At 51.8% G+C, this 24,949-nt stretch carries 27 protein-coding genes; 16 read left to right on the forward strand and 11 right to left on the reverse strand.

Translation table 11 applies throughout. The features are described from left to right. Positions 1-417 precede the first annotated feature (417 nt). Both VFG09_12455 and VFG09_12460 read right to left on the reverse strand, forming a co-directional pair. Positions 418-645, reverse strand: coding sequence for a hypothetical protein (locus tag VFG09_12455; protein ID HET6515966.1), 228 nt, complete (start codon positions 643-645; stop codon positions 418-420). Next, positions 632-895: a BrnT family toxin gene (locus tag VFG09_12460; protein ID HET6515967.1), complete on the reverse strand. Its 264-nt coding sequence runs from the start codon at positions 893-895 to the stop codon at positions 632-634. Before VFG09_12460 ends, VFG09_12455 begins: the two co-directional genes overlap by 14 nt. A gap of 375 nt (positions 896-1,270) precedes the next feature. Here VFG09_12460 and VFG09_12465 point away from each other — a divergent pair, with 375 nt between their 5' ends. The 14 genes from VFG09_12465 to VFG09_12530 all read left to right on the forward strand — a co-directional run bounded on the left by VFG09_12465 (position 1,271) and on the right by VFG09_12530 (position 16,051). Beyond that, on the forward strand, positions 1,271-1,690 hold the full coding sequence (locus VFG09_12465; protein HET6515968.1) for a universal stress protein: 420 nt from the start codon (positions 1,271-1,273) through the stop codon (positions 1,688-1,690). Between the two features lie 18 nt (positions 1,691-1,708). Beyond that, a complete protein-coding gene (locus tag VFG09_12470; protein ID HET6515969.1) occupies positions 1,709-2,200 on the forward strand; it encodes a hypothetical protein in 492 nt (163 codons plus the stop codon). A 43-nt stretch (positions 2,201-2,243) separates the two neighbouring features. Beyond that, a complete protein-coding gene (locus VFG09_12475; protein HET6515970.1) occupies positions 2,244-3,158 on the forward strand; it encodes a sulfite exporter TauE/SafE family protein in 915 nt (304 codons plus the stop codon). Beyond that, complete coding sequence (locus VFG09_12480) at positions 3,158-4,003, forward strand: TIGR02186 family protein (GenBank protein ID HET6515971.1); 846 nt, start codon at positions 3,158-3,160, stop codon at positions 4,001-4,003. Before VFG09_12475 ends, VFG09_12480 begins: the two co-directional genes overlap by 1 nt. Before the next feature lie 4 nt (positions 4,004-4,007). Beyond that, positions 4,008-4,868: a universal stress protein gene (locus VFG09_12485; GenBank protein ID HET6515972.1), complete on the forward strand. Its 861-nt coding sequence runs from the start codon at positions 4,008-4,010 to the stop codon at positions 4,866-4,868. A 198-nt stretch (positions 4,869-5,066) separates the two neighbouring features. After that, positions 5,067-6,158: a YncE family protein gene (locus VFG09_12490; GenBank protein HET6515973.1), complete on the forward strand. Its 1,092-nt coding sequence runs from the start codon at positions 5,067-5,069 to the stop codon at positions 6,156-6,158. 101 nt (positions 6,159-6,259) lie between these two features. After that, positions 6,260-7,468, forward strand: coding sequence for an FtsX-like permease family protein (locus VFG09_12495; GenBank protein ID HET6515974.1), 1,209 nt, complete (start codon positions 6,260-6,262; stop codon positions 7,466-7,468). Between the two features lie 78 nt (positions 7,469-7,546). Continuing rightward, the gene (locus tag VFG09_12500) at positions 7,547-8,173 is read left to right on the forward strand and encodes a tetratricopeptide repeat protein (GenBank protein ID HET6515975.1); all 627 of its coding nucleotides are present in this window, start codon (positions 7,547-7,549) and stop codon (positions 8,171-8,173) included. Then, positions 8,174-8,845 carry an ABC transporter ATP-binding protein gene (locus tag VFG09_12505; protein HET6515976.1) on the forward strand — a complete coding sequence of 224 codons (672 nt, stop codon included), beginning with the start codon at positions 8,174-8,176 and terminating at the stop codon, positions 8,843-8,845. A gap of 11 nt (positions 8,846-8,856) precedes the next feature. Continuing rightward, the gene (locus VFG09_12510; GenBank protein ID HET6515977.1) at positions 8,857-10,506 is read left to right on the forward strand and encodes a hypothetical protein; all 1,650 of its coding nucleotides are present in this window, start codon (positions 8,857-8,859) and stop codon (positions 10,504-10,506) included. Next, positions 10,493-11,704 (forward strand): hypothetical protein, encoded by a 1,212-nt coding sequence (locus tag VFG09_12515; GenBank protein HET6515978.1) that lies wholly within the window; start codon positions 10,493-10,495, stop codon positions 11,702-11,704. Before VFG09_12510 ends, VFG09_12515 begins: the two co-directional genes overlap by 14 nt. A 6-nt stretch (positions 11,705-11,710) precedes the next feature. Beyond that, positions 11,711-13,114 carry an ATP-binding protein gene (locus VFG09_12520; protein ID HET6515979.1) on the forward strand — a complete coding sequence of 468 codons (1,404 nt, stop codon included), beginning with the start codon at positions 11,711-11,713 and terminating at the stop codon, positions 13,112-13,114. A gap of 1 nt (position 13,115) precedes the next feature. After that, positions 13,116-13,484 carry a response regulator gene (locus VFG09_12525; protein HET6515980.1) on the forward strand — a complete coding sequence of 123 codons (369 nt, stop codon included), beginning with the start codon at positions 13,116-13,118 and terminating at the stop codon, positions 13,482-13,484. Continuing rightward, entirely contained in the window at positions 13,481-16,051 is a 2,571-nt protein-coding gene (locus VFG09_12530) for a PEP/pyruvate-binding domain-containing protein (GenBank protein ID HET6515981.1), read from the forward strand. The genes VFG09_12525 and VFG09_12530 overlap by 4 nt, the downstream gene beginning before the upstream one ends. Positions 16,052-16,106: 55 nt before the next feature. Here the strand turns inward: VFG09_12530 and VFG09_12535 are convergent, their stop codons facing one another. From VFG09_12535 to sfsA, 3 genes are read right to left on the reverse strand one after another with little or no spacing between them, the layout of a single operon-like run. Continuing rightward, positions 16,107-17,135, reverse strand: a complete 1,029-nt coding sequence (locus tag VFG09_12535; GenBank protein HET6515982.1) for a zinc-dependent alcohol dehydrogenase family protein — start codon at positions 17,133-17,135, stop codon at positions 16,107-16,109. A 12-nt stretch (positions 17,136-17,147) separates the two neighbouring features. Next, positions 17,148-17,480: a hypothetical protein gene (locus tag VFG09_12540; GenBank protein HET6515983.1), complete on the reverse strand. Its 333-nt coding sequence runs from the start codon at positions 17,478-17,480 to the stop codon at positions 17,148-17,150. Positions 17,481-17,531: 51 nt separating this feature from the next. Further along, positions 17,532-18,749, reverse strand: coding sequence for a DNA/RNA nuclease SfsA (sfsA, locus tag VFG09_12545; GenBank protein ID HET6515984.1), 1,218 nt, complete (start codon positions 18,747-18,749; stop codon positions 17,532-17,534). A 255-nt stretch (positions 18,750-19,004) separates the two neighbouring features. Between sfsA and VFG09_12550 the strand changes: the two genes are divergently transcribed. Continuing rightward, a complete protein-coding gene (locus tag VFG09_12550) occupies positions 19,005-19,169 on the forward strand; it encodes a hypothetical protein (protein HET6515985.1) in 165 nt (54 codons plus the stop codon). A gap of 77 nt (positions 19,170-19,246) precedes the next feature. On the opposite strand, the gene VFG09_12555 is transcribed toward VFG09_12550, so the two are convergent. Next, the gene (locus tag VFG09_12555) at positions 19,247-19,450 is read right to left on the reverse strand and encodes a hypothetical protein (protein ID HET6515986.1); all 204 of its coding nucleotides are present in this window, start codon (positions 19,448-19,450) and stop codon (positions 19,247-19,249) included. A gap of 346 nt (positions 19,451-19,796) precedes the next feature. Between VFG09_12555 and VFG09_12560 the strand changes: the two genes are divergently transcribed. Further along, positions 19,797-21,137, forward strand: a complete 1,341-nt coding sequence (locus VFG09_12560) for an MFS transporter (GenBank protein ID HET6515987.1) — start codon at positions 19,797-19,799, stop codon at positions 21,135-21,137. A gap of 245 nt (positions 21,138-21,382) precedes the next feature. Here the strand turns inward: VFG09_12560 and VFG09_12565 are convergent, their stop codons facing one another. From VFG09_12565 to VFG09_12585, 5 genes are all read right to left on the reverse strand, one after another. Next, complete coding sequence (locus tag VFG09_12565; protein ID HET6515988.1) at positions 21,383-22,108, reverse strand: pirin family protein; 726 nt, start codon at positions 22,106-22,108, stop codon at positions 21,383-21,385. Between the two features lie 175 nt (positions 22,109-22,283). Then, positions 22,284-22,925, reverse strand: coding sequence for an endonuclease III (nth, locus tag VFG09_12570; protein HET6515989.1), 642 nt, complete (start codon positions 22,923-22,925; stop codon positions 22,284-22,286). A gap of 58 nt (positions 22,926-22,983) precedes the next feature. Further along, positions 22,984-23,457 carry a GNAT family N-acetyltransferase gene (locus VFG09_12575; protein HET6515990.1) on the reverse strand — a complete coding sequence of 158 codons (474 nt, stop codon included), beginning with the start codon at positions 23,455-23,457 and terminating at the stop codon, positions 22,984-22,986. Between the two features lie 169 nt (positions 23,458-23,626). Further along, entirely contained in the window at positions 23,627-24,526 is a 900-nt protein-coding gene (locus VFG09_12580; GenBank protein HET6515991.1) for an NAD(P)/FAD-dependent oxidoreductase, read from the reverse strand. A gap of 51 nt (positions 24,527-24,577) precedes the next feature. Beyond that, positions 24,578-24,949: hypothetical protein (locus VFG09_12585; protein ID HET6515992.1), on the reverse strand; the 372-nt coding region annotated here is incomplete at its 5' end.

Genomic DNA, 24,949 nt, shown 5'->3' on the forward strand with positions numbered 1-24,949 from the left:
AAAATGCACTTGGCCTTATTTTATGCTCTTTCAGACGCTATACGAGGCTGGATATCATTAGGTAGGCAATTCAATGGCTAAATTGAAGTGCAATTCCAATTACTTACGAGACATGGGAGATCCATCGGCGAAAGTCGGGTCTGAAACTCGTTCCAATCCCGCGTTTCGCCAAGCATAAGTCGGCCAACGGCAGCGGCACGGTTGGCCTGCCTGATCATAGCTGCTTCTTTGTCGCGGCCAGAGAGTTGAGTCATTCTCGTTTCATTCTTAGTCAGTCCCGGCGGTAAGCGCCCGCCCGAAGGGCGTGTCCGTCTTGACTGCCCGGTTCCTTGCCCGAGCGGTGCGAGGGAGGGAACGAGGAAACTGTGCGATGGCTATCAGCGTTCCATACGAGTGTTTTGTTAGCATCAGATACGTTCAAGATACCTTTTCAAGGCGTTCTGCGACCCAGACTTTAATGATAGATTGACGGGGAACACCCAAGCGTCTCGCTTCTTTATCCAATAAATGAATCATCCACAAAGGGAAATCTACATTTACTCTTTTTTGTTCTTGTTCGGGTCTTCTTGCTTTTGATACATCCAGATATTTAGTAATATCCTCTTTGCCTTCGTCGAATTTCTTTTCAAACTCACGAGCTTTCATAGATATCAACCTCCTCCTTCCTTGAACGTCGCACTGAAATAATTCTTATCTTTTCAGTCCGATATGTGATAACTCCCGACCAATGTTTTCCCAGTATTTTTCCAATGACCAAAAATCTCGCTTCATCGCTGGCTCTTACAGGAATCTCGACGAAGTCCGGATCATCCCACAATTCTTGTGCCTCATAGAAATCAATGCCGTGTTTCTGTTTGTTGCTTTTGCTTTTTTCAGGGTCAAATTCAAACTCCATGATATATTTATTATACCTTAAATATACCTATCGTCGATAATGATATTTTGATGCCAATGCGGCGGACCAACTAATCTTCCAACTGTCAATCTGGTATAGAGATGCACCATATCAAAAACGTTTCAATTTTGAACAGTATCGGATCCGCAGGCTAACAACGAAGAACGCTCACAAAAGCGAACCAAAACCGGGTAATGCAAAGAAACCATTTCGAAAACCCATGGTTCTAGAAAATGTGGAGCGTTCATGCCTGTTCAATTTTGAAACACAAGCAAGCTCTCCGCAAACACAATTATGCTGATATTTCAAATAGTTATATTCTGGCACTGCCCTTGCTCTTCTTAATAATAACAGATAGAAAGAAAGGAGGCTTAGATGAAGGGTTACAGAAAGGTTCTTATAGCAGTAAATGGTTCAAAGGATCTCCTCAGGCAGGGCCTAAGGGTTGCTGAAGACGAGAAATGCTGGGTGACTGTGGTTAAGGTCGTCCCCCCTCATGACGGCAGCCTGAACCTCACAGCTGTCAAGAATATCGGAGACCTCCTTGACAACGGCGCGAGGAAAGCAACGGCCGAGATCAACGACATAGCAGAAGCTGAGAAGGTCCTCGTAAAGACCCGGATCGAAGAGGGAGAGATCCATGAGAAGATCCTCGAGGTTGCAGAGGATGAAGACTGCGACCTCATAATCATGGGTCAGAACAAGACGAATTGGTTCAAGAGATTGTTCGGAAAGAATATTGTCGAAAAGATTATCAACCAGGCCCCTTGTCCCGTGCTCGTTGTCGGGACATAGGACCTTGAGGAGAAGATAATGAAAGGGAAGCAGCTTCTTTTTGTCACGTACCATGACGAGAACTTTGAAGACGGTCTCTCCTATGCCCTGGATCTTGCGAAGACCATGGATGACAGCATCGAGATATTATTGATCTATAAGAGGAAAGGCCTTGAAAAATTTGACGACATGATGAGCGCAATCAGCTTTGCCGAAGCCGGTGAGTTCAAGACTGCGCGGGAGCTGATCAGCGAGGATTACCGGAAGAATAATGAGGATTACGAAGAGAAGGTTGCAGCCCTGAAAGAGAGGGGCAGGAAATCCGGCATTACCATGGAAATCAGCACTTCAGCCATGGATGTCATATCATCCATAAAGAACATCCTCAGGCAGAACACAAAGATAGACCTCGTACTCCTGAGCCCGAGTATTACCAATAACGGAGTCATCACGTCAAAAGTTTTGAACAAGCTCGTCAAGACGGCTTCGAGACCCATTGTCACCATGGCAAAGCAGGTGGGAGCCGCCTGAATCAATACTGAGAAAATAAGACAGAGAAAAGGAGGAATTTCAGATGTATCTTTATCTGCCTGTAGCATTAACAAGCATTCACATCATGATACCCGTGGGTCTGGGACTGGCCGTAGGTCTGCTCTCAGGTCTCTTCGGTGTTGGAGGGGGCTTCCTGATGACACCGCTCCTCATTATGTTTGGCATACCGTCAACGGTTGCAGCCGCAACTGACTCGAACCAGATCGTAGCGGCATCAACGTCTGGGACATACGCACACTGGAAAGTGGGCAACGTTGATTTCAAGATGGGGCTCTATCTCCTCGTCGGAGGTTTTGCAGGGGGGCTCCTCGGTGTCCAGGGTATTAAGGTCCTCAGGGCAATGGGCAATGCGGACTTCGTGATAAAGATGACCTATGTCCTCATGCTCGGGATCGTCGGGACCTACATGTTCATAGAAAGCCTTTCGAGCATGAAGAAGAAGACGGCAGAGGCAAAACCGACAAGGGAGTCGGGCCTTGCGAAATTCCTCAAGTCCCTTCCCCTCCAGACACATTTTGAGAAATCAGGCGTCACCCATTCGGCGCTCATACCGGTTATCTTCGGCGGCTTTGTCGGAATTCTCGCTGCTGTGATGGGCGTGGGCGGCGGGTTCCTCATGGTCCCCGTCATGGTCTATATTCTCAGGATGCCGATGCATGTTGTTGTCGGGACGAGCCTCTTCCAGATATTATTCAACTGCATCGAGGTCACCTTTCTTCAGGCCTATACCAACCACAATGTCGATTTCATTCTCGCCGTCCTTCTTCTCCTTGGTTCAACGATCGGTGCCCAGGTTGGGACTGTCTTCGGACGAAAACTCAAAGGCGAACAGCTCAAGATAATCCTTGCAGTGATCGTCCTCGCTGTGACGGTCAAGATCGTCTTTGAGCTCACCATGGCTCCGTCATTACTTCTTTCAAGAGGAGGAGGTCACTGATGAAAGAGATATGGACATCAGAAGTCGGAAGAGGGAAGATAACGTTCTGCTTATCGATAGCACTCCTTGTCCTCTTCGTTATCACGAGATATCCGGGTCAGGCTTCGGCAGCACTCACGGTCACAGCAAACCATGACCGCATAAAGATCGACTTCCTGTACCACGGAAGCTCGGTCAGCGTGAGGGGCGAGGCAGATGCAGGGACCGACCTTATTGTCAAGATAGCGTCACCAGAAGGGCATGAGGCATTGAAGAAAAAAGGGAAAATGGCCGGCTTATTGTGGATGAATGTGGGCGAACTCACCTTTGAAGGTGTCCCGACCCTCTATTTCGTCCATAGCACAAGGAAGCTTGAAGATATCCTGAGCCGGGAAGAGATGGACAAATATGTCATCGGTTATCCTGCTCTCGAAAGACACGCTGAACTGAAACCTGCCCTGACGGAAGGAGAAAAGGACCTGTGGTTCCGGGAATTTCTCAAGTACAAACAGGCATCGAGACTCTACGACATGTCTTCGGGAAAACTCTACACTTCCGATATGAAGAAAGAATCTCCTGACCTCGCGGCGGGGAAGGAAGGAAAACAGAACTACTACACCCTTCTGGACTGGCCATACCAGGCGCCTCCCGGTGACTATATCGTTACTGTCTACGCCGTCAAAGACAACAAGGTCATCGAAAAGGCAGAAACGGCGGTTGTCGTGGAGCAGGTGGGGCTGGTAAAGACCCTCTCTTCCATGGCAAAGAACAGAGGAGCACTCTACGGAATGCTCTCAATACTCGCTGCCCTCGGCGCAGGCTTTGGAGTCGGAATGGTCTTCAGGAAAGGCGGAGGAGCGCATTAGTCTCATGTATGACAACATCCTGGTAGCCTTTGACGGATCAGACTATAGCAAGGCGGCCCTTACGGAAATTTCCCACTGGATAAACAGGCACGGCGGGAATGTCTCCCTTGTCCACGCCGTTTACTTTGACGAAGAGGAATTCAGCATCGCTCCCGAACAGAGGGAAAAGCGGCTGGAACTGGGAAAGAAGATATGCTTCCAGAAAAAGGAGAAACTATCCTCAGAATTCGGTCTTGACGCAGACTCTCTGGTCTGCGAGGGGGACCCGCCGGAAGTTATCGTCGATATCGCGAGCGAAAAAAAAGCTGATCTCATCGCCATGGGCACCCATGGCAGAAGGGGTCTCAAGAGGCTCTTGATGGGAAGCGTGACGTCAGCGGTGATCGTCCAAGCCCCCTGCGACGTTCTCGTGGTTAAGAGGCCCTGCAGCAAGTGCACGGGAACGTATAGATCCATCATGGTTCCCTTTGACGGTTCCGACTCCGGCAGGAGTGCCCTCAGCAGGGCGTGTCATCTGGCAAAGATTGACAATGCCGAAATAACAGCCCTCTATGTCATCCCCCGGTATGAGGAGATGATCGATTTCTTCAAGACCGAGTCGATAAGGAGCAGTCTCGGTCAGGAGGCAAGAAAGATCGTCGACAGTGCAGCAGACCTCGCAGCGGCCCAGGGCATTTCGATCAAGACTGAGATCGTCGAGGGACAGGCTGCGGAAAAGATCGTCGACAGTGCGAAGAAGATGAAGATCGACCTGATAGCCATGGGCAGTCACGGACACCGGGGTGTTGATAAGGCAATCCTTGGAAGCACTGCCGAAAGGGTCATCATGTATGCCGCCTGTCCCGTACTGGTCGTAAAACGGTAAAAATAAAAGGGTTCGGTTCTCGTCCCTCCTAAACTTAGAATTTTACGTTGACACGGACTTTCAAGGAGTTTCATAATAGAACATGAGTTGAAGCCATTGCTGTGACCTATCAGGAGTGAGAAGGAGGTGATAAGAGCGGGAACGGATGTTTTCGGTAAGGGCCTTGTCCACTAACGAAAAGAAACATTGGGAGGAAAGATGAGGAAAAGAGTCGTTCTTTTGTTGCTTGTGGTATTTGCCATCGCCGGGTACGTGATAGCTTCAGCCGTTGAGATGGCTGACACCTGCCTCACAGGACCGGGCGATTCCATTGAAGCAAAGGTCGTGACACCTGAAGAGGGGGTTACGTTCAACGCCACTGCCTATATTGCCGGGCACGGAGGGCATATCGCCGTAGTCGATATGAGGACCATGAAGCCGCCTACGGATATGGAAAAGGGCAGAATCGTCCTTACGGAAGCAGGTTCTGAAATGGAAGGCAAGATCGCGGGCATGAGCTTCGAAGAGGTCAAGAAGGCCGGAGGAACCCACGGCCAGGCCATCGTAGCCGAGAAGGGGAAGAAGGTTCTCGTCGCCGGAACCCTGAGCGGAGACGTCTATAAGATTGATCTCGCTACGGGAAAGAAGTCGGGACCCTATAAGGTGGGCGAGAAGTTCTGCGGCGCCGTCGTAGGACCCGACGGAAATATCTACTTCGAGGACATGGCTGACGGCAATGTCTATGTATGGGATTCCCAGAAGCTGAAGACCGTTGACAAGATGCCTGTAGGAAAGGCTGTCTGCGGAATCCAATGGACGAAGAACAACAAGAAGGCTTACATAACCGACATGCCGACAGGAACGGTATACGTGTACGATTGGACGACAAAGAAGAAGATCAAGGAAATCACGAGCCCTGAGATGACCTTCCTCCACCAGGCAAGGATGACGCCCGACGGCAAATACCTCTTTGTGAGCGCGCCGAACGAGTTTGATCCTGGTCTGAAACCGCCAACCCATAAGAGCCAGGTCATCGTCATCGATACGGCCAAGGATACGATCATAAAGCGGATCATCCTGCCCGATGATGTCAGGCCCCATGACTTCGCCTTCACAAAGGACGGCAGATATGTGTTCCTCTCATCGAGGACCTATGCCGATGACAGTGCGATCAATGTCATGGACCTGAAGACGGGCAACATCGTGAGAAAGGTCTCTGCATGTGCCGAATGTCACAAGAACGCCGGCGTCACCGTGAGGATTGACAAGGGATCGCCTCTCCTCTGCGGCATCGAGGTCGACTGGCACTAGGCAGCGAAGTAGTCAATCACCTGCTGGAGAAGAGCTCCGGTGAAAGAGAGGGGGGCAACACGTATTGCCCCCTTTCTTTCTGAATACAACTTAAAGACTCTATGAAGGCAAAACTGAATATAGTATCCTTTGCGGTGAAAAACCTGAGGAGGAAGATCGTACGAACAGCCCTCCTCCTTTTGGCCGTTGCCGTTGTCACGGGGACCTTATTCTCCGCAACCCTCTTCATTTCGAGCATGCAGAATGCTCTGAAGATCGGGACTTACAGGCTCGGTGCGGATGTCCTCATTGTCCCGGAAAAATATGAAGCCCAGGCCCGTTCCGCACTCCTTGCAGGAGAACCGACAAGCTTTTATATGAAGCACGACGTCCTCGATCAGGCAAGGAAGGTTGAAGGCGTCAAGGCAGCATCACCCCAGGTATTTGTAAAGCCTGCTTCCTTCACCTGCTGTTACAACGTCGACGTTTTTCTCGTCGCCTTTGAGCCGGGAACGGACTTTACGGTAACGCCCTGGGTCGAAAAACACCTCAAGCGACCCCTCGGCATGAATGAAGTGATCACAGGACGGGATGTGCCGGTGATCACCGGTGACTCCCTGCCCTTTTTCGGGACGATCTTCAAGGTGGTGGGAACCCTCGAACCGACGGGTATGAAGTTCTTTGATCGCTCTGTCTTCATGACGCTCGACGCGGCTTACAAGATGGCCGAGGATTCGAAGACCAAATCGATGCAGCCCATCGATCTCCCGGCAAAGAGCATCTCTGCCGTCCTTGTCCAGGTCTCTGAGGGTTTTACTCCGGACAGGGTAGCGATACGGCTTGAGCATGAAATCAATGGCGTGAAGGCGATAGCCTCCGACGAGGTCATCAGCACCGTGCGAAGACAATTGAGCGGCATCTTGAAAGGGATCTATGCCGTGAGCGGCGTTCTCTGGGTGCTGGCCCTCCTCATGATGGGATTCGCTTTTTCGATGATGGTGAACGAACGGCAGAGGGAGATCGGTGTCCTGAGGGCAATGGGCGCAAAGAAGAGACATATCTTCCGGCTCGTCGTGACGGAGGCGTTGATGATAGCGATTCTCGGAGGACTTGTTGGTCTCAGCGGCGGCGCCCTCCTCGTGGCTTCATTCAGAAAGCTCATTATCCATAGCCTCAAGCTCCCCTATCTCCTCCCGTCCCTGCCCGTGCTCACGGAGCTCGTCTTCGGAGCGCTCATCTTCTCGCTCTTCACCGGGTTCCTCGCAGTCATCGTCCCGGCAGTCACTGCCAGCCGCATGGAGCCTTATGATGCGATCAGGAGGGGAGAATAGGATGACAAGGAATGTTTCGATAATTTTTTCGGTAGCGCCGATTCTCATCCTTTGCCTTTCTCTGCGAGCTGCGGAGGGATGATGAAAAGAACTCTTGGATTTCTCGTTTCTATCCTCATGATGTTTTCCCTGCCCACGGCATGCAGCAAGAAACAGGAGGAACAGCGGCCAAGTTCAGCTGCTAATCCTTACACGTCGGAATCTGTGTATGCCGAAGTCCAGAAGAAGATAGAGAGCAATCCCAGGGACCCCGACCTCTGGTACCATCTCTCAGAACTCTATGACCGGAATGCCCAGTACAAGGAAGAGATCGAGGCGCTCAAGAAGGTTATAGAGTTGAAACCGGACATGGGATACGCCTATTTCAGGCTAGGCACGGCCTATAACCGTCTGGGCCAGCACCGTGAAGCAGTCGAGAGCTTCAAGAAGGCCCTGAAGTATATGCCTGACTATCCCGTTGCCTATAACAACCTAGCCATAGCCTATGGGAAGCTCGGCATGACAGACGAGGAGATCTCCGCCCTGAAAAAGGCGATCGCCTTGCGCCCCTCCTATGCTACTGCACGGTACAACTTGGGCGTTGCATACATGAAGGCAGGAAGGAAAAATGAAGCGATGACTATGTATCGAGAGCTCAAGAAGTCCGATGAAGGCATGGCAGATGCCCTCATGAAAGAGATCGAGAGCCATGGAAGAGGAAAGTAGATGATAGAGGTCAAAGGGCTTACGAAGACATACAAGGCCGGCGGCCTCGTCCTCAGGGCCGTCGACGATGTGAGCATGAAGATCGAGAAAGGAGAGATGGTTTCGATTGTGGGACACTCGGGCAGTGGAAAGACAACACTCCTGAGTCTGATCGGCGGGTTGACGCGGCCCAACAGCGGAACAGTCGTCATAGACAGCATTGACCTCTGGTCGATAGACGATGACACCCTCTCAGAGATGAGAAGCAGAAAGATGAACTTCATCTACCAGTTTTCGAGTCTTATTCCGACGCTCACGGTGATTGAGAATATTATCCTCCCCATGGCCTTCAGTGGGATAAAAGACGTTCCCCATGAATATGCCATGGACCTCCTGGATAGAGTCGGTCTCAAGGACAAGGCCCCTGTATATCCTTCACAACTCTCAGGCGGACAGCAGCGGCGCGCGGCGATAGCAAGGGCCTTTATCAACGCCCCCGAAATCGTCCTTGCAGACGAGCCTACCGGCGACCTTGACGAGGAGACAGAGCAGGAAGTTCTGAAGCTCTTCAGAAGTATGAACGAAGAAAGGGGCATCACCTTTGTGATCGTTACTCACAGCACTGAGCTTGCCGGCCAGGCCGACAGAAGGATGAGGATGCACAACGGTATCATCTCGGAGGTTGAGAAGTAGGTCCTTTTAGCATGGAGACTGCTGGGAAGTTCGAGAGGCTCACGAGGCGCGGGATACTCTCCGCCGGTGAGCTTGGTGCATACATGAGAGAATCCGCCGCTTCTGGCTCACACCTCGAAGACCTTTTGATAAGGAAAGGCGTTCCGAAACACGAGATCATCTTCTGTCTTTCCGAATATTACAACTGCCCTGTCATCGAGTATGAGGAAGGATTTCTCCTTTCAAGGAATATTACGAGCAGAATTGACCTCGAAAGGACCAAGGAACGCCTCTGGGTTCCTCTCTCGTTCAGCCGTGAGAAGGCCGAGGTCATCGCCTGTTATCCTGACGATCCTTCCGTGACAGAGGAAATCAAGCAAACCCTTGGGGCAGAGCATATTGAATTTATGGTAGCATTGCCTTCGGACCTCGTCAGGATCGTAGAAAACAGTCTGGATCTGAACCCGGGATTTCCCCCTTCAGCAGGAAGGACACCTCTTGCCAAGGTCAGGACCTTTCTCGCCGACCGGCGCTCCCTCTTCGCATGCCACCGGACATCGTTGGCAAAGGGAAGAACGGGTCTTGCCTTTCTCCGCACGGGGATCTCTTTCATGGCGGTCGCCCTTGTGCTCTTCAGACTCTTCGGGTTTGGATACCTCACAATCCTCGAGGCCGTCCTTCTGATCTCAGGATTCGTCATGGCCCTCGACGGCATCGCGTGGTACATACCTGCAAGAAGGACAGCCGGGCACATTTCACCGTGCTCATCCACAGAGTCTACATGCGGGACCACGGTACTTGAGGTGTTAGATCCCGGCGACAATCCAGTCTTCAGGAGAACAGACCCGATTCCCGGTGCCGGAGAACTCCGTTCGGACTGGATTGATCTCTCTCCTGTCATGAGGCGCCGGTATCTCGCAAGTGACAGGACCGATCTTGCCGAGGAGAGGACAGTCCTCGCATGTTACAGAACCTTTATGGCCCGGGCCAGGACCGGCCTTGCCTTCACCCGGACGGGCGTCTCCTTTATCGGTCTCGGCACCGCGCTTATGCGACAGTTCCATGCCGGCCCCTGGACCATTTTTGATATCGCCCTGATTTTCATTGGTACCGCAATGGCCTTCGAAGGTCTCCACTGGTATGTCCCCGGCCGTCGCGCAGGGGTGAAAGGGATCGAGTCGATCAGAAGGATTGAAGATAAGCTCTGCATCTGGGATTTTTGCTTACCTCCGTCCGTAAAACGTCATCACCAGGGTGACGGCAAGACCGTTTTTCCTCCTGTTCGGCCGTCGCATTCCCCGGGGATCTGGGCGACGACAGGCCTTGCACTCGAAAGAACAGTCCTTGCGGAGAGAAGAAACGTGATGGCGAGGCTTCGGACGATCATGGCACGCTCAAGGACCGGTATGGCATTCATCAGGACGGGCATGAGCATCGCATCCGTGGGTATGGCTCTCCTTGTCTATTTTGGGCCGGGGAGCATTCTCTGGTCCTTTTTTGATATAACCCTGCTTCTGACGGGATTGTTCTTCATAGCCGACGGGATCCGTTGGCACAGTCCCTCCGAAACCATAAGGAAACAGTTCCCCTACTGTTATGGAGAGATGGAGATTTCGATCCCTGATTACGGCGTGCCCACACGCACATGGAGTAAGGCGGTTTTCAGCCATGATGGCGACTGACGCGCAGACTCATACGAGATATCGTCTCCTTGTCGACCGGGAGATTCTGACCGACAGGGAACTGAGCGGGGCTGCTGAAACAGCCGCAGCCAGAGGCGTTGATATCGAGCAGGTACTTGTCAGGAAATACGGCGTTTCCCGCCTTGCCCTTGTGAATGCCCTTGCAGACTTTTACAACCGTCCCTTTGCAATCTACGACGAGAGGATGCCGATCGCTCCTGAACTCCTTTCATCCCTTGACGGGGAACGACTCTCGATGAGCCGATGGTTCCCGCTCATCAAGGACGGAGGGACCGTCATCATCGCCGCAAACAACCCCGAGGACCCTCTCGTCCTTGAGGAAGTCAGGACCTCGATAAAAGCGGACCGTTATGAATTCTGGGTGGCCCTTGATGAGGACATCCAGTGGTTTATCCAGGATTTCCTTCATGCGAAGCCCGGGTATCTTATCGGCACCGAGAGGACAGGCCTCGCCTTCTGGCGCAACACCATGGCCCAATGGAGAACACGCCTCGCATGCTACCGAAATGACCTGGCGAAGGCCAGGACGGACCTCGCGTTCCTCAGGTGGGGGCTGGGAATGGTCGCACTCTCTGACGCACTTCTGAGGACGCGGCAATCGGCCTCAATACACGCACTCTCCTGGGTCATGCTTACGGCAGGTCTTTCCCTGGCCACCTTCGGACTCGCTGGTTATCTGAGGATAAGAAAGTCGAGGATGACCCCGCCCGGGCATCAGACACTCGTCGAAGTCACTGCCGCAACACTCCAGTTCCTTGAAAACTACCATTTCATCGAAGGCACAACGCAGCCCTCTCAATCAAAGCAGACCATGCTTGCCCGTCTCGGCGATTTTCTTGCGGACCATTGCACCATCCTCTACCCCTCACCTGCCAGTAAAGAACGTACGCATCTCGCCCGTGAGAGGAATGTCCTGGCAGGCCAGCGTACCGTCGCCGCATGCTACAGGACGATCTACGCCCGCGCTCGCACAGGACTTGCCTTTATCAGAACCGGCGTTTCCTTTGCCGGTCTTGGCCTCGGCCTCATCGGGTATTTCGCCACCGGTCTCCTGACCATTGCGGATTCCCTCGTTCTCGTGGCCGGGATACTCCTCGCGATCGACGGATTGCTCTGGTACATACCGGTGAGGAAGGAGCAGTCTGAGATCCCGCGGTGTCCCGTGCCTCAGGAGTGACGTCTTATGAAGATCGAGCGCAAGATCATACTCTCCAATAGCTTCAATGTCGCCCTCATTGTTCTCATCAGCTTCTTCGCCTATCAGAATCTGGACCTCGTACTCGCAAAACTGCGTTTTGTCGAGATCGCCGATGATCTGAACGCATCCTTTCTTGAGATGAGACTTTCGGAGAAGAACTATTTCTTATACAAAGACAGGAAGGCCCTTGCCGAGATAGAGGAAAAGCTCGATAAGACCATGGAATCCCTCTCCACCGTCAGGAACGATATCGTCCGTGCCATCGGGGAGACGGATCTCGGTAAGCTCGAAACCCATATGAGGAGCTACGCTGATGCCGTAGGAAAAACGAGGAGGAAAGGAGTCGCCGATGAAGAGACGATGCTGGCACTCAGGACAGAGGGGAAGAGACTGAAAGAATTTTCTGAGGAGATAACACGCCTAGAACGGAGGCGCGTCAGCGACATCCTCACGGTCTCAAAACGTATCCTCCTTTACTCGTTTCTCGTGATTCTCATACTGGCCGTTGCGGTGAGCCATTTCATTTCGCAGAAGATCCTGAGGTCCCTACGGTCGATCGAAAAGCTCGCAAGCAGTATTTCCGAGGGTAATTTTCAGAAGATCGATGACGGTAAATCGAATGATGAACTCGGTTCGGTTGTCAACGCCATCAATTCCATGTCCGATGAACTCAGCAGGAGGGAAGAGGAACTCATTCAATCCAAAAAGCTTGCGTCTCTGGGCGTACTTACCGCCGGAGTCGCCCACGAACTCACAAACCCCCTCAACAACATCTCAATGATTGCACAGAACTTCATCGAGTTTCATGATATACTGAGCAAGGAAAAGATGCTCGACCTCATGAACACCATCCAAGAAGAGACACAGAGAATCGAGAAGATCGTGAAGAACCTCCTTGATTTCTCAAAGCCGAAGGAGGCGATTCTCCGTGAGGCCGACATCAACGAGACGATACAGGAAGCGCTAAAGCTCATGCAGAACACCCTTGAGATCTCGAATATCGAAGTAAAGCTCGACCTCTGCAGGGGCCTTAGCCACGTCTCTCTTGATAAGGACCAGATACATCAGGTCCTTGTGAACCTCATGACGAATGCAGTTCACGCCATGCCTTCAGGAGGGAAACTCTTCATCGCGACACGACAGGGAAAGGAAAAGGATTTTGTCGAGATATCGGTTATGGATGAAGGGAAAGGGATACCCCCCGAGTATCTTCCCCACATATTCGACCCCTTTTTCAGCACCAAGGGGGAAGGAGGAACGGGCCTCGGCTTGTCCGTCAGCTATGGAATTATTAAACGTCATAAGGGAACGATCAGCGTCTCAAGCAAGGTCGGCGTCGGAACCACGTTCACCATAAAATTACCCGCCTATAAGCAAGAGGAGGTATAGCATGACCGCATACAGAATCATGGTCATCGATGACGAAAAGATTGTCGGAGACATGGCGAAGATGTCCCTTGAACAGGAGGGATACGAAGTGGAGACGTTTCTCAATGCCAAACCGGCATTGGAAGCGCTCGGGGAAAGGCATTTCGATCTTGTAGTCACCGACTACAAGATGAAGGGGATAGACGGCATGGAGGTGCTGAAGACCGTAAAGAGTCTCTATCCCGAGACGAAGGTGATTATGATTACCGCCTTTGCAAACCTTGATACAGCGATAGAGGCTTTGCGCGGCGACGTACATGATTTTTTTCCAAAGCCTGTCAAGATAAAGGAGCTCAAGGCATCGATACAGCGGGCATTGAGCGAGCCATGATACGTGATCTTGCGAAACATCTGAAGTCATCTCTCGGACTCTCAAAGGGCACCACGGGAACGGTTTTCTCCTTCGACCATCTCTTCAGGCTCTTCAGGGAGGTGCTTGAGAAGAACAACCGGGCGCTCGAGATCATAACCGACATGGGAGAGAAACTCGGGGGCGATTATCTCTTCGACATCATCTATATCGAGGGGGCTTATTCACAACTGTCTGTTGCCTTACAGGACTCGCTGGAGAGCTTTGACAGCCTTACACGATCAAACTATGCCAAGCTGCATGAAGTCTTGGCACGCATCGAAAAGCAGATAGAGAACCTGATCCATGATGCTCATGAAGTTTCAGAAAAGATGGTGGTCTTCTCTGAGGATGTCACCTGGGACATGGAACGTGCCATCGGGGGCAAGAATTTTGCCCTTGCGGAATTGAAGAACCAGCTCCATCTCAACGTCCCCGAGGCCTTTTTCATTACGACCTCTGCCTTCCACGAGATGGTTAAGCATAATAACCTGAGGGAACGAATCGCTTCTCTTGATGACGGCACGGGAGCGGAGGGGACTGCACTGAATGAATTGCGGGAGCAGATCCTCCAGGCCGAGATACCTCCGAGCGTCGATACCGCGATAGAAAGGGCCCTTGAGGAGATCAGGGCGAGGCATGGCGGGACATGCAGGCTCGCGGTCCGAAGCAGCGCCGATGAAGAGGACAGGGAGTTTTCTTTTGCGGGGCAGTTCGAAACGATCCTCAATGTTCCCGCGGACCTCGTCGCAGTCAGAGCTGCTTACAGGAAGGTTGTCGCGAGTCTCTTCTCAGCAAACGCCGTGGCATACGAGAAGCACCTGGGATTCAGACCGGGGAAAATGCAGATGGCTGTCGGATGTCTGGTCATGGTCGATGCTGTCTCAAGCGGCGTTATCTATTCGTCTGACCCGGCTGGAGACCCTGACACACTGCTCGTAAACGCGGCATGGGGATTGGGCACAGCTGTTGTCGAGGGCCAGACAGACGCAGACCTTTACAGGATAAAAAAGGGGGCGGGACCATCGGCCATCGAAATCGAGCCCGGCAAGAAAGAGTACATGGTTATAAACCTCGAGGAGGGGGGAACGGGAAAGGTAAGGACCCCTGAGGAGATGAAAGATCGGCCTTGCCTCGTAAGGGAGACGGTAAAAGAACTGTCAACGCTTGGTGTCACGATAGAAACGTATTTCAGGAGACCCCAGGATATCGAATGGGCTCTCGGGAAGGACGGAGTAATCTATGCCCTCCAGTCGAGGCCTCTCAGGATAGGGCAGAAGACTGCCGTCCCATCGGTGCTGCCGGCGCCGGCGGATACAGCAAAGGAGATCATGAGAGACAGCGGCATTGCCGTCCAGAAAGGGATCGCGAGCGGAAGGGTCTTTATCGTAAAATACCCGGATGAACTGAGACAGTTCCCGAAGGGGTCGGTCCTCGTTTCCCGACATGACTCGTCAAATTTCGTGAGGGTCATGCCCTATGTCGGGGCGATTATTACCGACACCGGCACACCCACGAGCCATATGGCTTCGCTCTGCAGGGAATTCAGAATCCCGACCATTGTGAATGCAGGCGACGCGACCAAGGTGCTCCATCATGGTCAGGAAGTCACGGTAGCCGTGGATGACGAGGGGAAAACAGCAGTATTTGAAGGGGTCTTCAGCGCCCCTCAGGATTTTGCCCATCTCAGTTCCTTGCCGATGGAAGATGTCTATGAATTCAGAAAGAAGAGATCTATCCTCAGATACATTGCACCCCTGAACCTTGTCGATCCTCTCATCGATAGTTTCACGCCGGAAGGGTGCAGGACTCTCCATGATGTCCTCAGATTTATTCACGAAAAGGCCGTCATGGAACTCGTTGACAGGGCGCGTTACGGAACGGACATCGTGAAAAAGCAGGCTGCCGTGAAACTGGACTTGCCGATCCCTGCCGGCATCATTGTGCTTGACATAGGGGGTGCCTTTCTCCACGCTGGCAAGGCCGGAATCGCAACCTATGACCACATTGCCTCTTTGCCATTCAGGGCAATAGTCAAGGGAATGCTCCATCCCGGCGTCTGGGATTCTGAAGCCGTTTCTCTGAGGGTCAACGACTTCATCTCGAGTATGATGAGAATGCCGGACCTCACCACTGATAGGAGCGACTATGTCGGCTATAATGTCGCCGTTGTCTCCAGTGAGTACATGAATCTGAACCTTAAGTTCGGGTATCACTTCACGATAGTCGATTGTTATTGCAGCGACAATACGAGAAACAACCACATCTATTTCCGCTTTGCGGGAGGCGCCACAGACATTACGAAGCGTTCCCGGAGGATTCAGCTTATCGCCGACATCCTACGAAGACTGGGATTCGGCATCAGCGCAAACGGGGACCTCGTCATCGCAAGGCTCACGAACGTGAGCGCGGATGAAATAGAGGGAATCCTCGAACAACTCGGAAGGCTCCTTGCCTATACGAGGCAGCTGGATGCCGTGCTCCATGACGACGCAAGCGTTGAACGGTATACGAGGAAGTTTCTGGAGGGAGATTACGGGCGCATGTGATTTCATTCCATGAGGTAGAGTCATGTAATGAAGACGGGTGCTCATTTAATCCGGTTCACGAGACCCTCAAGACCTTTGCGCCCCGGATATTCCTTTCCTTCAGCTCCATCAGCGCGTCATTAGCATCTTCGAGTCCGAACTCCTCAATTTCCGGTCTCACGGGGATCTCTGCAGCGAGTTTCAGAAACTCTTCCACGTCCCTCCGGGTGATATTCGCGACGCTCTTTATCTCCTTTTCCTTCCAGAGATCACGGGCGTAATCAAGGTCAAGAAGCGATCTCTTGTCCTTCTCTTCCTTCCGTATTGCATTGATGACGAGTCTGCCTCCCTGTTCGAGATTTCCGAGGGCCTTGACCACCGGCAGCCACGCCGGCGTCGTATCGATAATAGCATGCAGTTTTTCCGGAGAGGGTTCCTCAATATCCCCTTCCCAGAAGGCGCCGAGCTCATTTGCAAAACTCCTCTCCCTCTCTGTCCTTGAAAAGACGAAGCACTTCGACCCGGGATAGAGGTGCCCTATCATCTTGAGGACGAGATGGGCAGAAGCGCCAAAACCGGTTAGCCCGACATTCTCGCCGTCATTGATATCCGTCAGCCTCAGCGAACGGTACCCTATTGCGCCTGCGCAGAGGAGAGGGGCAGCCTCAGCATCGGAAAATGCCTCAGGTATCAGAAAGGCGAAGTCCTCGGAGACGGTCATGTACTCAGCATAGCCGCCATGGGCATCCCTTCCCGTTGCCTTGAAATCATCGCAGAGGTTCTCCTTCCCCTCCCGGCAGAACCTGCACCTTCCACAGGCCGAATATATCCAGCCGACTCCGACCCTATCCCCGATCCTAAATCTCATCGCTGCACTTCCAGCCGCTTCCACTCTTCCCACAACCTGATGGCCGGGGATAATCGGGAAGATCGACGGGGGAGTCCTCCCCTCAATCTCATCGAGTTCCGTGTGGCATACCCCGCAGGCAGAGACCCTGATGAGGACCTCCTTCTCTTTTGGAACGGGCAGCGGCAGATGAACGAGCTGGAGAGGCGACCAGGTTTCTACGAGATTCGAAGTCTTCTGCAGGACCATCGCCTTCATCGTTCATTCCGCCTAGAAATCAGGAAACATCTTGAGGGTAAGCGTCCTTCCTTTTCCGATACTCACATCAGCAGAGAGGATACCCCCTTCGATATACTTGAGCTGAAAATTCCCGTACCCCTGCCGAACAAGGCCTTTTGCATCTGCAGGACAGCCTCCCTCGCAGCCGGCGATTCCTCTGATCATCTTGGGAATAAGGCCCCTTATATCAATACCGTCCAGGTTGACATCCTTTGATGCAGCAAATCTCTCAATGTTCTCCATGATCCCATCAAGATCGGGCTGAAAAGGCTTTTCGATGGGAACCGCTATGGATTCTTTGTCCAGACCCACATCCAGTACCATTCAGACCTCCCTTTATGATAAGAATAGAACTTGCCACTGAAAAGTCTATTATTATACCAGGAAATCCTCGGGGCAGCACACCGCGTGAAATCCGTTGCTCAGGAACGGCCCTTTCAATTCTTCAGCGATGCAGTCCATCCTGAAGTACTGAAGGAGCTTTATGAATCGTGGTGACAAGACCGGACTCCCGGCCATACCGAAAAGATGGCTCTCACAGAGACAGTCTGAAGAACCGAATCTCGGAACTGTCCAGTCCGAGATCTCCCTTAATGCCCTCGCTATTTCGCATTCACGCTGAAGGCTCGATCTGATAGGAAGGGCAGCGACAAAATCAGCCTTTTCTCTCAGATAATCGACATGCCAGAAGAGCCTCTTCCTCCTCGACTTATGTCTCTTGATTCGCTGCGTGAGGTTCTTTTTTGCCGAACCGATATAGAGATAATACCCTCTCTGAAATGTCGTTACTCCAAGTCCTCCGACTGCCACCCCCTTGCCCCTTTTCAGATGAAGAATGAGGATGTAATTTCCGCAATCACGGGCCTCCTTCCCGATGAGATTCCAGGGGATCCTGAGTTCCTTCGCCTCATCCTCAGGAGTGAGGTCATCCCTCCATTCGACGCCGACGGCCTTGATAAAGATCTCCTTCCTGAGTTCGAAGAGGGTCTGTGAAAAGGGAAGATCGGTATGATACTCAGGCATAAAGTACCGGGCAGAAGGCGAGTGAACAATAAATAAGACCCCGCTTCTCTTCCCCTTGCTTGCCAGTTCGGCAAGCTCCATGAGATGTCTCCTGCCGCGCTCCGTGGCTGCATCAGGAAACATCGCAAGCTCGCCTTTGAAAAGAGTGCAGGACTTTACCTCAAGCATCAATTCGTCTCCCCCTTTCTCCAGAAGGAAATCAAATCTGCTCTTTCCGCAAGCGACCTCAGGCCTGACTATACGGTATCCTTCGAGACCGGGCACCATGTTTCGCTCTATGAGCCACCGGGCAACGGTGTTCGTCTCATGGGTATGGAGCATGACGGGAACCCCTTCCTTTTCGACAGCGGCAACGGTATACGCCGTACGCCTCTCATGCGAGGAGCCATCATCTGAGAGGAAGAGCTTCACACCAGGGAAGAGCAATTCCCAGAGCCTTCCGGGATTCGGAAGATAGGCCCGTTTCTTCCTCTTCCCTACCATGCATTCGACAATGAACCTGTTCGGCCGTCTCAGGAAGAAGGCTTCCTGGAGCCCTCCAAAGATTCTCAGTTCATCGTCCTTCGTCATATCAATATGAAACCACGTCGATCCCGGAATTATATCAATAATATGGGTCGGGACACGAGAGCAGCGAATGAACGGTCTTAGCGGCACGAAAAGCCCCACGAGGAGGGTGAGACGCGCCGGTACCTCGGAGACAGGCAGGATGCCTGGCGAGAATGAGTGAATCCGTTGTTCTCGTGTCCGTAGTCCCTTGCCGAATTAACAAAGCATCCGTTCCTTGACACCAACGCCTTTCTTGCGTCAGACTAAGACCAGCCTATGGACTTCTGTGACCTTGACTGCAAATACGCATGTTTCCCAGAATCCGATTCTGTGGATGGTTCCCGCAGCTGCAGGACCTTTGTCGCGTTATACTGCAAGCTGAAAAAGAGACTGGTTCACAAGAACGTACCCTGCAGGGAGAAGAGGGACAAGAAGGAGTAGCGCTTCTGCTCGGCCTTCTCAGCGCATTTGGAACGACTGGGCGAACACGGGATCCCTTATGCCTTTACTGATCCTCTTCACTCTGCATCGGGTTCATCATCCTTTTCAATGATAAGACTTCGCTCTGCAATATCAACACCCATAACCTTAGCCTTTCCGATGGTGTCTGCACACGTGCACTCGAGACCATTAATTATTTCCTTAACTTCGGAGATATCAACTCCGTCATTGAGTCTCAAATCAACGAGCAAACCTAGTGAAACGGTTACGCGGTTATCCATTCCGGTGGCCTCCTCCTCTTCTTATTCCTTCTGCTACGCCTTGCTTCCTTCGCCGTTGCAACCTCTCTTTCTCCTCCTTGCGATCAGATTGCTTTGTTAAGAGTATATCAGAAAACAACCGGGCTGCAAGTAATCTATGTCTTGAGGGGAGCATCACGATTTATGACCTCCACCTGATAACCCTCACATCCATGATTTCGCCAGATATGTTGGTTTCTTCCTTCTTCGCTTTGAATTTTCCTCACAATACCCTTGAGGAGTTTTACGTCTGGCGATAATTCTATAATAAGACAATATCATTATGGCCCTGACTAGGCAGACATCTTCAATGGCAACGCAAGAAGACATGGGACTTAGAAAGATTCTTCGGATATCTGTGATGTCTGGGGTTTTGGGTCAGATCTTTAGTACTCTCTCTGGATCGGGATCGGCGTTTCTTACTAGATTTGCGATTATGCTCAATGCCACACCTCTTCACTTCGCCATACTGTCAGCGATAAGCCAGGTTTCACAGGTCTTCCAGCCGATTGGCTCATTGATTACAAGAAGGCGCACAAAAAGAAAAAGCGTCGTGCTCACGCTTCAGTTCATCGGGTGTGGGATAGCACTAACGTATGGAGTACTGCCATTTATTTTTCCTCCCGAGAACGCGATTCGCATTTTTCTCCTTCTCTTCTTTGTCAGTATCGCCCTCCTGTCTCCTGCGAGCAATGTGTGGATAGGATGGATATCAGACGTCGTCCCTCTGAGGGTCAGGGGATCCTTTTTCTCGGCCCTTTATCAGTATGGGATGCTGACCGCAGTCGGAGTGAGTTATGGATTTAGCTTCTTTATTGATCGTTTTAGCTCTGAAGGCGGGAAGGACTACCACTCACAGGCGTCTACTTTTTTTAAGGTGGAAAATTTGCCGCTGGCATTTGCCATTATGTTTGTTGCAGCTGTCGTAACTGCTTTCTCTGGGTTGGGTGTCCTTGCACGATTGCCTGAGAAGAAAAAGAAAATCGAAGAGGAAAGCACCGTGGGGATGTTCTTTCTTCCAATGAAGGACAACAACTTCAGAAGGTTTCTCCTCTATAGCTGTTGGTGGACGCTCGCAGTTGGTATAGGCGCCCCGTTTTGGCAACCCTTCATGTTGCAGAAACTGCACATGACGCTTTTCGAGGTTCAGATTTACGGCAGTATAAACATGGTAGCGTCAATACTGGTTTTCCGATTCTGGGGAAGGCTGATTGACGCCTACGGTAATAGGACAGCTATGCGATTGGTTATCCTGCTTGGAGGATTTAACCCAATGGTATGGCTCTTTGTCACACCTCACAACTATCCGGTTTTGTATCTGGAGGCGATAACGTCGGGAGTCATGTGGGCAGGAGCAGGTTTGGTTGCGACGAACTTTGTTCTCTCAATAGCTCCAGAAGACAGAAAGCAGCTTTATTCCGGAGTATCGGGGGCATTTTCTGGCCTAGCAATGATGACGACAATGCTCGGTTCGGGTGTCTTCCTCCCGCAGAACCTTAGCATTGGGAACATCAGTTTAGAACCCGAGCAGGTGCTTTTTGGGCTGACCGGCATAGCACGATGGAGTGCTCAGATACCCCTTTCGTCGATTCGCGAACCGAAGGCTAAGACAGTCAGGGAGGCAATCGCCTTCTTCATTCGGGAGATTAAGTCGAGGATCACGAAATAATACATGCTATTTCTCATCGGGAGGTCTTGTGAGAAAAGATCTGGGAGACTGCCGCTCCCCTGCTCATGTTTCATGTTCATCACATGCTTCAATCAGCGTTACGACATCAGCGATTGAGGCGAAACCTCTAATGCGTCTAGTAAGGGATCGACTATCCGGTACTCCTTCACGCCATGCTTCGCATAAAATGTCGTCCCTCGGCATCTCGGCCATCGGACCCGCCGCTTTCTCTCACTCGCAGGAACTCATAGGAGAAAGACGTCGACGAGAAGCAATTCTGTGTCATCATCAGCAGCTATCTCTATCTCCGTCATCCCTTTCACCTTTGCTGCGCCGAGGGCAGTGATGACAGAGCCATCGATCCGGACACGCCCTCCCTCAAGAACATAGAGATAGGCGCCCCGACTTTGCCGGACAGGATGGCGCACAGCCCTGCCCTTTGGCAAGAAACAGGAATAAACCTCGGCGTCTGAATGAATGCGGAGGCTATCATGATGAACATTTGAGACCAGGGGGAGAAGCCTGCCCTTCCGTTCTTCTTTTTCAACGGCCTTTTGTTCGACTGATGGTTTGAGGGCTTTCCTTGAAGGGAAAAACCACATCTGGATGAACCTCATGGGGATATCGGATCTGTTGTTTATCTCCGAGTGATACATACCGCTGCCGACGGTTGTGTGCTGCACCCATCCTTTCTTGAGGACCCCGCCTCTGCCGTGCTCATCGGCGTGACGGAACTCTCCGCCGGCGCAATAAGTAACGACCTCAATCTCACGATGCGGGTGGAGAGGCCAGACAGCGCCCGGGGAAAGGGTGTCATCATTAAATACCCGAAGGGTCCCGAAGCGATCATACTCAGGGTCACGGTACTCATCAAAGGAAAAGTGCCAGCGCCCGTGAAATGAACCGTTCTCGATCTCGCCGTCGATCTGGAATATACTTTCCGGTTTGCGAATAACGATCCGGTGTCCCATAATGTTGTCTACAAGCTGATGATCCTCCCTATCTCCTCTCTCGTTTCTTGTATTTCGCCTCAATTATAGCATAGGGCATCGCTCGCCCCAGGCTACGCCGAAAGGAAGGTCTCCTTCAGAGGGGCAAGCGGGAGGCCCCGACTCTTGACTACAAATCGGACATCGGCCTTGAAGTTTATGTGGGCAATATGTTCCTCGAGGGACAGATGTCGTAAAGGACGCATCCGGAATGATTCGCTTTTCTTGCCTGGCATATCTTCCTGCCGTGGAATATGAGGAGATGCGACAGGTTTCCCCATTCCTGCCGAGGCGTTATCGCCATGAGGTCCTGTTCGATCTTCATAGGGTCCTCGTTTTTCGTGAGTCCCAGTCTGAAGGAAAGCCGCCTGACATGGGTGTCAACGGCTATCCCCTCATTCATGCCATAGGCGTTTGAAAGGATTATATTGGCTGTCTTCCGCGCAACCCCTGGAAGGGTTATTAGTTCTTCCATGGTCTTCGGGACCTTCGAGCCGTATCGTTCGATGATCATTATTGCCGAACCGAGAATGCTCCTGGCCTTGTTGTTGTAAAAATTGATCGAGCTGATGTCCTTCCTGAAGTTCTCGAAAGGGGTGTCAGCGTAATCCTTTATCGTCCTGTATTTCTTGAAAAGGGATTCGGTGACCTTGTTCACATGGGCATCCGTTGTCTGCGCGGAGAGTATCGTTGCCACAAGGAGTTCGAAGGGGTTTTTGAAGTTGAGGGCGGTCTTCATTTCGGGATACTCCTTTTTCAATCTTTTTACGATGTCGAGAACCTTTTCTTTGTTGTTCATTGGTACAGCCTCCTCAGCTCTTTTCGTGAAGGCATCGCAGCATACAGCACGACGGTCCCTAGCCTTGCGCCACAGCGGGTTTTTCATAGACCATGATAGCGGTATCAGTCTTTCCCGAAATTCTAAACGCCTCGTCAAGGGCATCATAGAGCTCCTTCGATCCCTCTTTCATCACGGAGAAGCCCAGCTTTTCGAAATACGGTATGAGGTCCCGCGTCACGTAGACCACCACCATCCTTGTAGATGAAGTATCGATGAGATGCCTGATGATGAGAGAGCCTATCCCCTGTCCCCTTCTCTCCTCGATGACCGTGACGTTCCCTATCTCGTGCATCGGTCCCGTCTTTCTCAGTCTTCCAAAACCAATGGGCTCACCGTCCTCCTGAGCTACGACAAAGTCCTGGTAATTGAAGTCGCTCACATCAAAATTATGCTGCCGAAGTCTGTCCTTAATAAAGTCGCTATCCCCCTCGGTTGCCTGCCGTATCGATATGGAGCTCCCTGCTGGATTTTGATATCTTCCTTCGTTCATCTTTCCCTCCGCTGTTTTCTGAATTTTACCAGGACTTATAATGAAATTCTATCAGATATTTTGACCACGGCAAAGGTTTTTCGTACGGCACACAGGCACGCAGGAGGAAGGGAGGAGGCGTGAATTTGGCATGGATCAGCGGCCATGACCAGGAGCTAGTAGTCCCACGCTAACCTTCGAGCTCCAGCAGCCTCTTTTTGATATCGAGTGCAGCGACTGCGCCCTCCCCGGCCGCAACAACGACCTGGTCATCTCCCGTGTTGAGGGGGCCGACGATGTAGAGTCCGCTCAGCGATGATTCATAGGCGTGACTCACGACGTATTTGAACTTATCGCTGTCCCTCTTGAGGCCGAGTTCACCAAGAAATTCGTCATTCAACGTGAAGCCAAAGTGGGACATGACGACTTCGCAGGCTATCCGCTCCCCATTCCTGAGTTCGACGGCCTCCATCGTCTCTCCACCGATAATTTTCACCGGTCGGCCGATGATGAGGCGGATATGCTCATCCCGCAATTCCTCCTTATATTCCTCAGGCAGTCTGTCTGAGTACAGTATGAGGGTAATGTCCTCGGTATACATCGCCTTCATGGCAAAGGCGAGATTGGCTGTTTCAAGAGAGTTTCCAATGATGACCAGTTTCTTGTTGGTAGTCCTGTAACCGTCGCAGTCCAGGCAGGTGAAAAAACTGACGCCGAGAAACCTGTGGAGGTTCTCGACAGGCGGGAGGTCGTCGCGCACTCCCGATGAGGCGATGACGAACTTTGACAGGTAGAGATTTTCTCCGTCAGAGACCTCGAAGTAGCGCCTTTTCATGACTCTTGTTACCTGCCCCCTTTCAATCCTAACGTTGAAACTCCTCGCCTGCTCCACGCCGCGCCGGATGATTTCTTCCCCTGATATGACCTTCTGGGTAAGGAAATTCTCGATATGCTTTGCATGCCATGTCCTGCCTCCGCCCCTGTCGATAAGGAGAACGTCCCTGTTATATCTTCCCAGATAAATGGCTGCCTGGAGACCCCCGGGCCCGCCGCCGATAATAATGCAGTCATAGATCTTTTCTTCGCCCATGGCCTGTCATGTCCTCATAACCTTCCAAGGATCCCGAGCTTTTCCTTCGCACTATACTGTTATACCGGACGGTCGAATCTTTCTGACGATGAATCTGATAAGCACGGAGAGGGGGTAAGCGAAGACCAACAGGAAGAGCTCTATCTTCCTCACGTCTATCCTGTAGTACGGGTCAACAAAGATGCGATAACCTTCCCGGTCATAGAGCCACCCAATCCTTCCTCCCTCCCGGTTGTTCTCGACGACAGGATCAATATTCTTCACATCAGGAAAATCTCTCTCAAGAGCTCCAGTCATCACCGCCTTGGCGGTATCTCTGGGAAACATCACCGAGATGCCCGTGAATTCTGATATACTCGCAATTGCGTACTTGGCGCCGCTCTTTGTGATGTATTCTTCAGGTTCGGCAAAAACGGTCTTGGT

It is taken from the genome of Thermodesulfovibrionales bacterium, from assembly GCA_035686305.1.
Taxonomy (GTDB): Bacteria; Nitrospirota; Thermodesulfovibrionia; order Thermodesulfovibrionales; family UBA9159; genus DASRZP01.

Coding starts and splice junctions, on each gene's coding strand:
- VFG09_12455 (HET6515966.1), bottom strand. CDS start 645: ATGAAAGCTCGTGAGTTTGAAAAGAAATTCGACGAAGGCAAAGAGGAT.
- VFG09_12460 (HET6515967.1), bottom strand. CDS start 895: ATGGAGTTTGAATTTGACCCTGAAAAAAGCAAAAGCAACAAACAGAAA.
- VFG09_12465 (HET6515968.1), top strand. CDS start 1,271: ATGAAGGGTTACAGAAAGGTTCTTATAGCAGTAAATGGTTCAAAGGAT.
- VFG09_12470 (HET6515969.1), top strand. CDS start 1,709: ATGAAAGGGAAGCAGCTTCTTTTTGTCACGTACCATGACGAGAACTTT.
- VFG09_12475 (HET6515970.1), top strand. CDS start 2,244: ATGTATCTTTATCTGCCTGTAGCATTAACAAGCATTCACATCATGATA.
- VFG09_12480 (HET6515971.1), top strand. CDS start 3,158: ATGAAAGAGATATGGACATCAGAAGTCGGAAGAGGGAAGATAACGTTC.
- VFG09_12485 (HET6515972.1), top strand. CDS start 4,008: ATGTATGACAACATCCTGGTAGCCTTTGACGGATCAGACTATAGCAAG.
- VFG09_12490 (HET6515973.1), top strand. CDS start 5,067: ATGAGGAAAAGAGTCGTTCTTTTGTTGCTTGTGGTATTTGCCATCGCC.
- VFG09_12495 (HET6515974.1), top strand. CDS start 6,260: ATGAAGGCAAAACTGAATATAGTATCCTTTGCGGTGAAAAACCTGAGG.
- VFG09_12500 (HET6515975.1), top strand. CDS start 7,547: ATGATGAAAAGAACTCTTGGATTTCTCGTTTCTATCCTCATGATGTTT.
- VFG09_12505 (HET6515976.1), top strand. CDS start 8,174: ATGATAGAGGTCAAAGGGCTTACGAAGACATACAAGGCCGGCGGCCTC.
- VFG09_12510 (HET6515977.1), top strand. CDS start 8,857: ATGGAGACTGCTGGGAAGTTCGAGAGGCTCACGAGGCGCGGGATACTC.
- VFG09_12515 (HET6515978.1), top strand. CDS start 10,493: ATGATGGCGACTGACGCGCAGACTCATACGAGATATCGTCTCCTTGTC.
- VFG09_12520 (HET6515979.1), top strand. CDS start 11,711: ATGAAGATCGAGCGCAAGATCATACTCTCCAATAGCTTCAATGTCGCC.
- VFG09_12525 (HET6515980.1), top strand. CDS start 13,116: ATGACCGCATACAGAATCATGGTCATCGATGACGAAAAGATTGTCGGA.
- VFG09_12530 (HET6515981.1), top strand. CDS start 13,481: ATGATACGTGATCTTGCGAAACATCTGAAGTCATCTCTCGGACTCTCA.
- VFG09_12535 (HET6515982.1), bottom strand. CDS start 17,135: ATGAAGGCGATGGTCCTGCAGAAGACTTCGAATCTCGTAGAAACCTGG.
- VFG09_12540 (HET6515983.1), bottom strand. CDS start 17,480: ATGGTACTGGATGTGGGTCTGGACAAAGAATCCATAGCGGTTCCCATC.
- sfsA (HET6515984.1), bottom strand. CDS start 18,749: ATGACGAAGGACGATGAACTGAGAATCTTTGGAGGGCTCCAGGAAGCC.
- VFG09_12550 (HET6515985.1), top strand. CDS start 19,005: ATGGACTTCTGTGACCTTGACTGCAAATACGCATGTTTCCCAGAATCC.
- VFG09_12555 (HET6515986.1), bottom strand. CDS start 19,450: ATGGATAACCGCGTAACCGTTTCACTAGGTTTGCTCGTTGATTTGAGA.
- VFG09_12560 (HET6515987.1), top strand. CDS start 19,797: ATGGGACTTAGAAAGATTCTTCGGATATCTGTGATGTCTGGGGTTTTG.
- VFG09_12565 (HET6515988.1), bottom strand. CDS start 22,108: ATGGGACACCGGATCGTTATTCGCAAACCGGAAAGTATATTCCAGATC.
- nth (HET6515989.1), bottom strand. CDS start 22,925: ATGAACAACAAAGAAAAGGTTCTCGACATCGTAAAAAGATTGAAAAAG.
- VFG09_12575 (HET6515990.1), bottom strand. CDS start 23,457: ATGAACGAAGGAAGATATCAAAATCCAGCAGGGAGCTCCATATCGATA.
- VFG09_12580 (HET6515991.1), bottom strand. CDS start 24,526: ATGGGCGAAGAAAAGATCTATGACTGCATTATTATCGGCGGCGGGCCC.